Genomic DNA, 12,168 nt, shown 5'->3' with positions numbered 1-12,168 from the left:
CCAGACGGCCCTCCTCGTGGGATCGACGCGCCGAGCAAGGCGAGATTACGTCGGGTCGGGACCGCGCGTCCAGCCTTGCCGGCGGTCCCGTGAGGTGGGGGAAGATCAGCCGGCGTCGGCGGTGGCCGCCTCGATCGCGGCGACCAGGGTCATGGGTTCGCCGAGATCCTGGAGGACGTAGCGGGCACCGGCCGCCCGGAGCTGCGACTCGGTGGAGGATCCGCTGGCCACCGCGACCGGACGGGCGCGGCCGATCAGGGCCGCCTCCACGTCGCGGGCGTCGTCGGTGACGTAGACGGTGGCGGCCTCGGGGAAGGGCCTGCCGTGCGCCTCGGCCGCGCGCATGCGGGTGAACTGGATGAGGCTGGCCTTGGGGTAGTACTCGGAGCCGAACCCGCCGATGCTGAGGTCGAGGCGCCGGTCCAGGCCGAACGCGGCCAGTTTGGCCAGGGCGTTGGGCATGATCGTGCCGGTCACCACCGTCTGCACGGTGTCGGGCAGTGCCCGCACCGCGTCCAGGGCGGCGTCGGCGCCGGGCATCATGCGCCCCCGTGCAACGAGCAGGTCCCTGCGTGAGGCGAAGGCGTCGCCGAGCGCCTCGATGTAGCGGGGAAGCAGACTGTCGTCGGGGTCGTTGACGTCGTTGCGGGCGAGGAAGTCGAAGAAGATCTCGGAGTCGGTGCGTCCGGCGGTGGCGGCGAGGTACACCAGCGGTGTCCCCGTCACCTTCTCGAACGCCTCGGCATAGGCAGCGCGCGTCACCTGGGCGACATCGACGAGGGTGAGGTCGATGTTCCACAGCACCAGTCGGCTGATGGTGGACTCCTTCACGAATGGGCACGCGGGTTCGTCCTTTGTCCGACTATATTGCCGCACTTGGTGGAACCCATGGCCCCTTTTGACCGTCAGTCCTGACTGATGCCCGACCGGCAGTGCCCCGCGGAAGGCGGCACGACACGAGGGGGACGACGTGGACTGGACCGACTACCGGCAGAACCGCGAGATCGAACGGCTGAACGAAGAAGTCGGCCAGGCCATGGCCAGTGCGCACGCGCAGAGTTCGCGGCTGCGCTCGGAGCTGAGCCGGATCAGGGGCACGCTGGAGCAGCGGCTGGACCGGATCACCGCGAGTTTCGACGCCTTCGTCGAGCTCAGCGACGTGCGTGCGGGCCTACTCCCCTTCGGCGACCAGGCCCGGGTGCGCCACCAGGTTCGCCGGATGCTGGAGGGTCCCCGGCCGGGACACCTCCCCCTCGACGACGTCCCCGGCTACTGGCTGGCCCCCGCGGCGAAGGGATTGCGGGCGGCGCTGGCCGAGGACGTCTCCGGTGCGCAGCGGCGCTTCGCCGAGGCTGCCCAGCTCGACGCGGCCCGCAGCGGGGTGTTCGCCCTGTTGGCGACGGCGACCGCCGGGCAGGAACCGGACCGTGCCCGCGCCGAGGTCCACGCCGACTGGATCCTGCCGACCCTGATGCCGGAACTGCCCGCCCGGGTGTCGCGCCAGGAGCGCGCGCTGTGGCTGCTGGCCGCCGACGGGCTGTTGGGGGCGGGCGCACGCGACCACCTGCTGGGCTGCGCGCGGGCCGCCTTCCGGGCGCACCCCGACAGCGGCAGTGCCGCAACCGTGTGGGAGACGTTCCAGGGCGGGGCCGGGCCCCGACGCAGGGCCAGGAGCAAGGAGAGCCTGACCGGCACCGCGGCGGCGGAGGCCCAACTGGAGGCCGCGGCCAGGCTGGGCGCGCTGCGCGCCTGGCTGGAGGAGGGGGCCGCTTCCGCGTCCCCGGCGGATCCCGACCCCTACGCCGTGGAGACGCTGCGCCTGCTGGTGGAGGAGGGCAGCCCCGAGGAGGCACCCCTCATCCACCGGGTCGAGCAGTTGCGCCGGGTCGTGGAGAGCAGCGGATCGGCCTCCTCCGAGGCCGAGACGGCCGGCTGGAGCGAGCCCGCGGGGGACCTCGTGGAGCTGCTGACCTCCGACGCGACCGGGGCCGAGACCACTCCCGGACGCCGGTCCTTCGCCGTCGAGGTGCTGTCCGAGCAGGTCCAGGCGGGCGCGGCGCGGTTGGCCGAGCGGGCGACGGCGCAGCCCGCGGACGAGGCGCGTTTCCGCCACTTCCACCGCGAGGTGGCGATCACTTCGCGCGGGGCCGACGAGCGCGACCTTGCCGCGGTGGACGCGCAGTTGGCGCTGGGGTACCCGGCGGACAACAGCGGCCGGATCGGAGCGCTGGCGGGCGCGGGTGGGGCGGTGGCCCTACTGGCGACAGGGGTGTTCCTGGGGTCGTTCTGGGTGTTCCTGGTGCTGGCGCTGGCCGCCGCGGGGGCCGGCGCGTTCGCCTTCGTCAAAGGGCGGCGCACGGCCGCCGAGCGCGCGCAGGCCCTGGCGGCCGACCGCACGCGGATGCGCGAACGGGCCGACGGGGCGGTGCGGGAGTGGCACGCCCTGGTCGGCCGCTGCGCGGAGGCCGGCCCCGCGGCCGAACGCGACCTGGCGGCGATCCGCTCCCTGCTCGCGGGGTACGCGACCCGCTGAGCACGGAACGTTTCGGGGGCGGTGCGGCTTCTCGCGCCGCCCCTGCGGGAGCGCGGATCGCGGGCGCCCCGTGCACGGCGTCCTCAATTATGAGGACGCCCCTCAGGGGTCAGGACCGGTTGACCAGGTAGCGCAGTTCCTGGGTGGCGTACCACATGAGCTCGTGGTCCTCCGTGCGGCCGGCGGCCACGTCGTCGGCGGCGGCCTCGTCGTTGACGTGGGCGGACGCCACGCGCTTGAGGGGAATCGCCGCCTCCACCAGGACCAGGGCCGGCTCGTCGGCGGACTCCCCCCGGCCGACGACACCCTCGGGGACCTCCGCGGCGATCACGACGCGACGCGCACGCTCGCCGGGCTCCGCGGCCAGCAGCCGCCGGGAGGCGTCGGCCGCCGCGCCCAGCGCGGCGTACTCCAACTCCTCCTCGTCGTCGCCGTGGCGTGCACGCAGGGCGGGGGTCACGGCGTAGGCGGTCAGCGGGCCGCCCCGGAAGGCGCCTTCGTCGAGGGCCCGGGCCAGGGCGCCGATCGTGCTCGGCAGGTAGATGCGCATGGGTCACTCGTCAGTTCGGTGGGGCGGGCGGACGTGGTCGGACAGCTCTAGAGTCTGCCAAACAGCGGGGCCGGCGCGTGCACCGCCACCGCGCGTGCGCCGCCACCCCGCTGCGTGCCGGCCACCGCTACAGCAGGGCCGTCAGGTTGACCCCGCACTCCTCTTCCAGCCGCTTGCGGGTCAGTTCCGGATCGGTGTGCACGATCCCGACCATGCCGAGTTCCTGGGCGGCGGTCACGTTGTGCTCGATGTCGTCGATGAACACGCACTCCTCGGGGGGCAGTCCCACGAGTTCGAGGGCGTGGGCGAAGATCTCCGGCTCGGGTTTGCGCATCCCCACCTCGCCGGAGATGACGACGGCGTCGAAGGTGTCGGCGAACCTCTCCTGCGGGTAGCCGTTGCCCCAGGAGTTGGAGAGCAGGCAGGTGCGCACCCCCTGGGCACGGGCCTCGCGCAGTGCCGTGTACATCTCCTCGACGGGCAGGAAGCCGGCGAACATCCGCTCGATCAGCCCGGCCGCGGGCACCGCTCCGCCGTCGAGGAGCCGCAACTGCCCGGCGAGGCTCTGCTCGAACTCACCGGTGTCAACCTCGCCGCGCTCCAGGGCGTGGACGAGGTTGCGCTCACCGCCGGCGTACGCGGCGTGCAGCCAGTCGCGCATGACGGTGAGGTAGGCGCTGCGGTCGATCCGCTCGGCCTCCAACCACGTCTCGATCGCCACGGGCAGCGGGCTGGTGAGCACGCCGCCCCAATCGGTGATGATGCCTCGACAGATCTGCGTCATTGCCATTGCCTCCTGCAGGTGTCCACCGCGCCCGGCGGGGACGGACGTCTCTTCCGCTCCATTCTGTTCCGGTTCGGGGGCGGGGACGCCCGGAACGGGGCGGCCGACCGACCCGCCAGCAAAGTACCGACTGGTCGGTCTGATGAGATGATCGGGGGCATGGACTTCGACCTCAGTTCCACGGCCCGCGCGTACCTGGCCGAGCTCCACGCGTTCATGGACGGTCACGTCTACCCGGCCGAACCCGTCTACCACGCGTGGCGGCAGGCCGCCGGGCACGACAACCACGACCTCCCCCCGGTGATGGAGGACCTCAAGGCCGAGGCCCGCAGGCGCGGACTGTGGAACCTCTTCCTGCCCGACGTGGGCGGCCTGAGCGTGACCGACTACGCCCCTCTCGCCGAGGTGACCGGACGATCCCACCTGGCGCCCCAGGCGCTGAACTGCTCGGCCCCCGACACCGGGAACATGGAGGTGCTGCACATGTTCGGCACCCCCGAGCAGCGCGAACGGTGGCTGGCCCCGCTGCTGGACGGCCGCATCCGGTCGGCGTTCGCCATGACCGAGCCCGAGGTGGCCTCCTCCGACGCCACCAACGTCGCCACCTCCATCACCCGCGACGGTGACGACTACGTGGTGAACGGCCGCAAATGGTGGGTCAGCGGAGCGGCGGACCCCCGTTGCGCGGTGTTCGTCGTCATGGGCAAGACCGCCCCCGAGGGGGCGGCGCACCGGCAGCAGTCGATGATCCTGGTCCCCCGCGACGCCCCCGGCCTGGAGATCGTGCGCACCCTTGCGGTGTTCGGCTACCAGGACCAGGAGGGCCACTGCGAGCTGCGCCTCACCGACGTCCGGGTCCCCGCGGCGAACCTGATCGGCGGGGAGGGCGACGGTTTCACGATCGCCCAGGCCCGGCTGGGCCCCGGGCGGGTGCACCACTGCATGCGCGCCCTGGGCATGGCCGAACGGGCGCTGGAGCTGATGGTGGACCGGGCCGTCTCCCGAGTGGCGTTCGGCGGGCCGCTGGCGAGCCAGGGGGTCGTGCAGCAGCAGATCGCGGAGTCGCGGCTGGCCATCGAGCAGGCCCGGCTGCTGGTCCTGAAGACGGCGTGGCTGATCGACAACCACGGCGCGCGGGCCGCGCGCACCGAGATCGCGGCCATCAAGGTGGCGGCACCGCGTGCCGCCGTGCAGACCATCGACCGCGCCATCCAGGTGCACGGCGGGGCGGGGGTCGGCGACGACTTCCCGCTGGCGCAGATGTACGCCTCGGCCCGGGCCATGCGGATCTTCGACGGCCCCGACGAAGTCCACCTGCGTTCCCTGGCCCGCCGGGAGATCGCGCTGCGCTCCTGACCCCACCCTCAGACGCGTCCACCGGCGCCCCTGGTCACGGACCAGGGGCGTTTTCGGTGTCCGGTCTCGGCCCCCGAACCGAGCCGTGTATTTTGGTAATAGAAACGATTTTCATTCACATAAGGAGTGACATGCGCAGATCGGCGCTTGTCGTCCCCCTGCTCCCCCTCGCGCTGATGGCAAGCGCGTGCGGTGCCGGACCGGACGAGACCCCCGAAGAATCCGCTGCGACCCCGGCCGTCAACGCCTCGTGGGAGGAGCGCACCGGTTCGCACGGCGCGGTGCTGCCCCGGCTGCTGCTCTCGGACGCCGGCAGCGGGGCCGTGACGGTCCTGGACGTCAACACCGGTGCGACCGCCGGGACCGTGGAGGCCACCGGACCGGCCCGGTTCGCCACGGTCACCACCGACGGCGGACTGGCGTTCCTGGTCCAGGGCGACGACGACACCGTCCAGCTCCTGGACGCCGGCATCCGCTACGAGGCGCACGGCGAGCACAGCGACCCCAAGCACGTGGAGCCCGCCATCGTGGAGGGCTCCATCGACGTCCCCACCCCCTCCCACGTGGTGACGCACGACGACCACGCCGCGATCTTCGCGGACGGCGACGCCGGCGTCTCCCTCGTCCACCTGGACGGGGAGGAGGCCCCCGCGAAACTGGCGGCCGAGGCGAAGGTCGAGGCGGGCGACCCCCACCACGGCGTCTCGGTGCCGCTGGGCCACGACCTCGTCACGAGCCTCGGCGACGCCGACGGCGAACGGGTCGGCGTGCAGGTGCTCACCGAGGACGGCACGGTCGAGGAGACGTTCGAGGAGTGCCCCGGCCTGCACGGCGAGTTCACCCCCGACGACGACACGGTGCTGTTCGGCTGCGCCGACGGCGTGCTGAAGGTCCACAACGACGGCGGGAAGTGGGCGACCACGAAGATCGCCAACCCCGACGACACCGAGGACGCCAAGGTCGGCACGATCCGTGGCCGCGCCGGGGAGGAGGTCGTCCTCGGCAACTACTCCGACGGGGCGGTCGTGCTGATCGACACCCGTGACGACTCGATGACCCGGGTCGAGGTGCCGGGCACCGTGGCCTCGATCGCCTGGGACCCGTACTGGGGCACCGGCCTGGTGCTGACCACCGACGGGACCCTGCACACGGTGGACCCCGAGTCCAAGGAACTGGGTGCGAGCGTGCAGGCCACCGACGAGTTCCGCACCGACAGCGAGGACGGCGGGCGCGCCGTGGTCGTGGCGGGCGAGAACTACGTCTACCTGGTCAACCCCACCACCCGCGAGCTGGTGGAGGTGGCGGTCTCGGGCGAGGGCCTGGCGGTGGAGCGCAACAAGGTGCTCGACTTCGTTCCGCGCGACCTCGCCGTGGTGGGCCTGGCCGCCCTGGAGTCGCCCGGCCACGACGACGGGCACGAGGAGGAGCACGACCACGCGGAGGACGAGGAGCACTCCCACGACGACGGTCACGACCACGACCACTAGGGGAACCGGCCCGATGCCGTGACCGGGCGCGGGCATCGGGCCCGGACACCGGCGGCGGCCGAAGGAGCACACGCCCCGCACGGGGGCCGCCGGGGCGCGTGCCCCCGGCCCCCGGAAGCGCGCGTTCGACGGGACCGCCTACCGGGGACCGTGCACCCAGGCCGACGGGCGGTAGACGTCCAGGTCCCCCACCCCGCCCCAGGTCTCCCTGATGCCGGAGAACGCGAACGTGACCTTGTAACGACCGCGCTCGGTCGTCCAGTGGTTCTGGTTCACCGGGACCTCCTTGATCGACCCGTGGAGATCCCTGAACTCCTGGTAGTGCTCTTCGGGAAGATCGGGCACGTCAAGAAGGATCAGTTTCTTCTCCGCCCTGCCCGCCACGCTCTCCCCCATTGGTAGTGGTGCCCTGTCACGGCCGTGCGGATCGCGCACCGGGCCCTCAGGGACGTGACCCCAATCGCAGCACCGGGACCGCGCCCGGGCATCCCAAAAGATGGGGAGAAGGTGGCCGCAGGTGGACAACGGCGGCGCAGGCGTCCAAGGGATTCGCCCGGACGCCTCCGGCCTCGCGGGGGCGCCCGGCCGGGATGGCCCCGTCGGGCTGCCGGCAGGGCCGGCTGTGGGTCGGGAAGGGCCGTGGGCTCCCCGTGTCACGGGCCTCGGCGAAGCGGTTCGACGGACCGGCGCCCCGAGGCCACGCATCGAGACGTTGACGGGACCGGGAGCGGGCGAAGGCCGGGATCGGGCCCAAACCGGCGGGCCCTTCGGGAGGCGCGGCTCCCGAAGGGCCCGCGAGGCGGTCACGGCCCCGGTGCGCGACGGGGGAACGGGGTCCGGGGCGGGCCCGCCCCGGCGGCCGTCACTCCCCCTCGATCCTGGCCTTGGTCGCGTCGTCCATGTAGTCCTCGATGTCCTGGTTGCCCAGCGCCAGGTTGACCACCAGGTTCCCGACCTGGTCGGGGGACAGCCGGAAGGCGCACCCGATCCGCTCGTCCAAGGACACGACCAGGACGGGACGGCCGGGGTCGCGCATGGTGACCCCGTCCGCGATCATCACGACGTCCGCGGTCAACTGCTCGGAGTCCTCCGGAGCGTCGCGCAGCACCGCCATCACCTGTTCCAGGGAGGCTCCCTCGAACACCGGGTCGTCCACCACGTCGATGTAGTCGTCGAAGTCGTCGATGGGGCCGCCGTTCTCCGGACGGTACGCGGCTGCGAGGAACGCCGCCCAGGCGGCGTCGTCGCCGAAGTCGGTGCGCACGATCAGGCCGTCGTTCTCCTGGGTGAGCGGGGGCAGGGCCCGGGCCGGGGGCGTGTAGCGCGGGACGGGGTCCTGCCCGTCCAGGTAGGCGCCCACGGGCTCGGGCAGGCCCGCTTCCCATTCGTCGAGGTCTTCGTCCTCCTCGGGCTCCCATTCGGAGGCGATGGGGGACCACTCCTCGAAGTACTCGAAGGTGGTGTCCGGGTCGAGGCGGTGCAGCACCAGGTAGGTGAGGGCGGCCTGGAGGGGCGTGATCCGGAACAGGGTGACGTCGTCGTTGTCGTCGTCAACGCGAAACGCCCGCAACGGGCGCAGGTCCGGGGTGGCAGCGGTCCTGTCGGTGGCCAGCAGGACCAGGTCGGGGACCCAGGTGTCCTCCCCGCGCAGGGCTTCGCCTACCTCCTCGGGGGTGGCACCCCACCAGGCGGGGTCGTCCACCACGACCAGGAGTCTGGGGATGTCTCCCGGTTCCGGGGCCGGGGGCTCCTCGCCGGGACGCGTGACGACCAGTCCGGGCAGCTCGCCCATGCGGTGGAGGACGTCGCGCCAGGCGTCGTCGTCGCGGTCGGTGCGGATCAGCAACATGCCGGGCACATGCGAGTCGTCGTCGACCGGGGGCAGGGGCAGGGCAGGGCGCATCAGGGGTACCTCGCGAGGATCGCCGTGGATTGTCGGTTGCCCGGTTATACCAGTTCTTCCGGACAGGACCGTTTCCTCCTGCACCGACCCACGTCATGGGTTCGGGACGCACCGTTGCGGATCGTCCGCGCGCCGCCTGCGCCCTTCCCTGTCCCCACGTGTGTTTCGACGGACCCATCTGGCCCATCCCCACGTGCGTGGGGCTCACATGGAAGAGTTGTAGGTGCAGTTGTAGGAGAGCGGTCCATCCCCACGTGCGTGGGGCTCACTCGTTTTCAGCGACCCAGTCGATGCAGTTTCTCGGTCCATCCCCACGTGCGTGGGGCTCACGTCCGCGAGGGTTTTAGTCGAGGGGGGCACGGCGGTCCATCCCCACGTGCGTGGGGCTCACGTGACGGGACGAACCCACGCGTGGGTCACCGTCGGTCCATCCCCACGTGCGTGGGGCTCACGGACAGAGGGAGTTGGGGCGGGCCGAACGTCACGGTCCATCCCCACGTGCGTGGGGCTCACGCAAGGCGGCAAGTCACTACCTCCCCGGAAAGCCGGTCCATCCCCACGTGCGTGGGGCTCACCGCGGACTACCGCGTGGATGTGTGCGGCAAGAGCGGTCCATCCCCACGTGCGTGGGGCTCACGACGCCGTGTCGGCCTTGAAGGCTTCCACTCCCGGTCCATCCCCACGTGCGTGGGGCTCACACCGGAACCCTCACCATCGCCACCACCGACGGCGGTCCATCCCCACGTGCGTGGGGCTCACGTGAAGGCCTACGCCGAACGCCTCGACGGGGAAGGTCCATCCCCACGTGCGTGGGGCTCACTCTCAAAAATGGAGTGACCGTAGTACGCCCCACGGTCCATCCCCACGTGCGTGGGGCTCACCGGGTGGGATTGGTCGTGGTGCTCATGGGCGACGGTCCATCCCCACGTGCGTGGGGCTCACCGGGAAACGGCAAGAAACTGTCGCTGGAGAACGGTCCATCCCCACGTGCGTGGGGCTCACCGCACGAAGCGATGGACGACCTCGACGAGTTCCGGTCCATCCCCACGTGCGTGGGGCTCACATGACCTTCAGAGTCGCGTCGGCCATACCGAACGGTCCATCCCCACGTGCGTGGGGCTCACGCGGTCTTCCTGGCGGGCAAGCTGGCGTTCTGCGGTCCATCCCCACGTGCGTGGGGCTCACAGGCAGGGGTACCGCTTTATGACGTTCAGAAGCGGTCCATCCCCACGTGCGTGGGGCTCACCCCACTCCCCGGCCCCCGCCCATCGGCGGGGGCGGTCCATCCCCACGTGCGTGGGGCTCACTGCGGGGGGTCATAGGGGTCTCCTCTGCGGGCGGGTCCATCCCCACGTGCGTGGGGCTCACATGGCGCCCGGGGCGGTCGGGATGGGACGGTTCGGTCCATCCCCACGTGCGTGGGGCTCACGAGCCGCTGTAAAGACCCTGGATCGCCATCACCGGTCCATCCCCACGTGCGTGGGGCTCACCGGACCGCGCCAGGGCACTACTCCTCCACCGCCGGTCCATCCCCACGTGCGTGGGGCTCACCGGTACCAGTGGGTGGCCAGCTCGTGTACCCGCGGTCCATCCCCACGTGCGTGGGGCTCACTCGACGGCGCCACTGACGGTGGGACCGTGTACAGGTCCATCCCCACGTGCGTGGGGCTCACCCAGGCTTGACCAGGTGAAAGTCCTCGCCCCACTGGTCCATCCCCACGTGCGTGGGGCTCACCACCCCAGCCGACGTCGCCGCAGGTGGAACCCCGGTCCATCCCCACGTGCGTGGGGCTCACCCACCGGTCCCTCCGGTGAGGCCACCGGAGCGCGGTCCATCCCCACGTGCGTGGGGCTCACCATGTGCAGGGGCGGACGTCGAAACTGGGTGCCGGTCCATCCCCACGTGCGTGGGGCTCACGCGTTCAAGAACCGTCCGGGCGAGGCCATCACCGGTCCATCCCCACGTGCGTGGGGCTCACTCTTCGTGCAACCGCAGGATCCGTGCGTTCGCCGGTCCATCCCCACGTGCGTGGGGCTCACAGTTAATGACCTGGCACTTTGCGGGCCGTTATCATTATGAGATTTTCGGTGAGGCGTCCAGCACCCCTATTATCCACCGACTCCCGCCCCCTGTCAGACCGCCCGCTCCCCCACCCCCGACCAGGCACTACGCCCATGACATGCGGCCAAGCAGGGCTTGGCGACAGCATCCTCCGCCAGAGATCAGATCCCACCACGCGGGAAAGGCGGAAGCGATTGCGGAAGAAAACCGTCCGCAATACCCCTCGCGACTTGTCGATCACCCGCGTCGAGCAGGCACGACACCCCTCCTAATCCCCGGTCAGAGGCGGTAGGGGTGGGCGGCGTGGAGGAGGTCGTGGAAGTGGGCGAGGTAGTGGCGGGTGTCGGTGATCGGCAACGCCAGAGGGAAAGGGATCGTCTCCACCGTGGTGGCGTTCTCGGTCATGGTGAACCCACACGACCAGATCACCGGAGGGTCGTGTCTCTCGGGCAGGACACGCAGGGTGACATGCGCCAACTCGGCCAACGCCAGGAGCAGCACCCGCTGTTCGGTCATGGTCTCCACCCCGCCGATAGGACGACGCAGCGCCGTCTCGGTCACCACGTAGGTGCGGGGGTGTTCGGCATCGATCAGCAAGCGCTGACGGCGCATCCGGATCGCCACGACCTCTTCCACATGCTCAGGGCGCAGCAAACCCGAAGCGGTCAGGACCGTGCGGGCGTAGGTCGCGGTTTGCAGGGGTGCGGGCACGGTCGAGGGTGCGAAGACGCGGATCTGGCCGTGGGGTTCGTCCAACGCGAGGTTGCGTTGGTGTTTGACGAGCGCGGTGGAGACGTCAACGCCCATCAGGAGCATTCCGGCCGGGAGAGTCCGCGTGGCCCGGCGGGTCGGTGTGGTTGAGCGGGTGGGTGCGCGGGGTTTCGTGGAGCAGGTCGTGGAACTGGGCTGCGGGGTAGCGGCGTGCTCCGCCTGGGGTGGTGACGTAGGTGATGAGGCCGTGGCTTCCCCAGCGGGCCACGGTGGAGGTGTCCACCCCGAACAGCGCCGCGACCTGGCGATTCATCAACAGGGCGTCGTCAATGGCGCCCAACGCCGTATCCGGGCCGGTGGGGGTGGGGTCGGTGCAAGACATGAGGGTGAGGGGTCCGTTCGGGCAGCATTGGCACACGCCTTGGACGGCAGGCGCACACCGGGTGGTCGAAGGGTGGGAGGGGCCGCGCGTGCGGGGTGAGCGAACGCGCGGCCCCCGCTTGAGGGCCGGTCGGTTACCGGCCGGGGTGGTCCGGGGAGTCGGGATGGTCGTCCAGGGCCCGCTGTTCGGTGCCCAGCTGGGTGAGGAGGGCGTCGAGGGTGGGGGCGTGCAGGTGACGCCTGCGCCCGCTGCTGTGTTCGGCCCGGGTCAGGGGTGCGCGCCGGTGGGCGTTCCACGCCCGTTGGGGGTCGGTATCGGGGGTGTGGGTGATGGTCCAGGCCGGGAAGTCCCACCGCACCCGGGCCAGGGCCGCAGCAACACTGTCGGGGATGCACACCGC

11 protein-coding genes and 1 CRISPR repeat array are annotated in these 12,168 nt (G+C 71.3%); of the genes, 3 read left to right on the top strand and 8 right to left on the bottom strand.

Annotated features, from left to right (window positions below; translation table 11 throughout):
• Positions 1–105: 105 nt before the first annotated feature.
• On the bottom strand, positions 106–831 hold the full coding sequence (locus AC0VYP_RS03735; protein WP_475472503.1) for an HAD family hydrolase: 726 nt from the start codon (positions 829–831) through the stop codon (positions 106–108).
• Positions 832–970: 139 nt separating this feature from the next.
• Here AC0VYP_RS03735 and AC0VYP_RS03730 point away from each other — a divergent pair, with 139 nt between their 5' ends.
• Positions 971–2,533 (top strand): hypothetical protein, encoded by a 1,563-nt coding sequence (locus tag AC0VYP_RS03730; protein WP_475472502.1) that lies wholly within the window; start codon positions 971–973, stop codon positions 2,531–2,533.
• Positions 2,534–2,642: 109 nt separating this feature from the next.
• On the opposite strand, the gene AC0VYP_RS03725 is transcribed toward AC0VYP_RS03730, so the two are convergent.
• Both AC0VYP_RS03725 and AC0VYP_RS03720 read right to left on the bottom strand, forming a co-directional pair.
• Complete coding sequence (locus AC0VYP_RS03725) at positions 2,643–3,083, bottom strand: DUF6912 family protein (protein ID WP_475472500.1); 441 nt, start codon at positions 3,081–3,083, stop codon at positions 2,643–2,645.
• A 127-nt stretch (positions 3,084–3,210) separates the two neighbouring features.
• Positions 3,211–3,867 carry an HAD family hydrolase gene (locus AC0VYP_RS03720; protein ID WP_475474154.1) on the bottom strand — a complete coding sequence of 219 codons (657 nt, stop codon included), beginning with the start codon at positions 3,865–3,867 and terminating at the stop codon, positions 3,211–3,213.
• Between the two features lie 159 nt (positions 3,868–4,026).
• Between AC0VYP_RS03720 and AC0VYP_RS03715 the strand changes: the two genes are divergently transcribed.
• Positions 4,027–5,223, top strand: coding sequence for an acyl-CoA dehydrogenase family protein (locus AC0VYP_RS03715; protein ID WP_285761227.1), 1,197 nt, complete (start codon positions 4,027–4,029; stop codon positions 5,221–5,223).
• A 131-nt stretch (positions 5,224–5,354) separates the two neighbouring features.
• Positions 5,355–6,710, top strand: a complete 1,356-nt coding sequence (locus tag AC0VYP_RS03710) for a hypothetical protein (protein ID WP_475472499.1) — start codon at positions 5,355–5,357, stop codon at positions 6,708–6,710.
• A gap of 138 nt (positions 6,711–6,848) precedes the next feature.
• On the opposite strand, the gene AC0VYP_RS03705 is transcribed toward AC0VYP_RS03710, so the two are convergent.
• The 5 genes from AC0VYP_RS03705 to AC0VYP_RS03685 form a co-directional block, all read right to left on the bottom strand.
• Positions 6,849–7,094: a hypothetical protein gene (locus AC0VYP_RS03705; protein ID WP_285761225.1), complete on the bottom strand. Its 246-nt coding sequence runs from the start codon at positions 7,092–7,094 to the stop codon at positions 6,849–6,851.
• Between the two features lie 478 nt (positions 7,095–7,572).
• Positions 7,573–8,613, bottom strand: coding sequence for a DUF6924 domain-containing protein (locus tag AC0VYP_RS03700; protein ID WP_475472497.1), 1,041 nt, complete (start codon positions 8,611–8,613; stop codon positions 7,573–7,575).
• A gap of 179 nt (positions 8,614–8,792) precedes the next feature.
• Positions 8,793–10,653: a CRISPR direct-repeat array (repeat unit 29 nt; unit sequence CGGTCCATCCCCACGTGCGTGGGGCTCAC).
• A 301-nt stretch (positions 10,654–10,954) separates the two neighbouring features.
• Positions 10,955–11,482 (bottom strand): Scr1 family TA system antitoxin-like transcriptional regulator, encoded by a 528-nt coding sequence (locus AC0VYP_RS03695; RefSeq protein ID WP_475472495.1) that lies wholly within the window; start codon positions 11,480–11,482, stop codon positions 10,955–10,957.
• A complete protein-coding gene (locus AC0VYP_RS03690) occupies positions 11,472–11,768 on the bottom strand; it encodes a hypothetical protein (protein WP_475472494.1) in 297 nt (98 codons plus the stop codon). The genes AC0VYP_RS03695 and AC0VYP_RS03690 overlap by 11 nt, the downstream gene beginning before the upstream one ends.
• A 133-nt stretch (positions 11,769–11,901) precedes the next feature.
• A complete protein-coding gene (locus AC0VYP_RS03685; RefSeq protein WP_475472492.1) occupies positions 11,902–12,165 on the bottom strand; it encodes a hypothetical protein in 264 nt (87 codons plus the stop codon).
• Between the last annotated feature and the right edge of the window lie 3 nt (positions 12,166–12,168).

This window comes from Nocardiopsis sp. iso_186 (genome assembly GCF_056173365.1).
The sequence above is the reverse complement of the archived record's forward strand: the minus strand, read 5'-3'. Positions and strand labels throughout refer to the sequence as shown.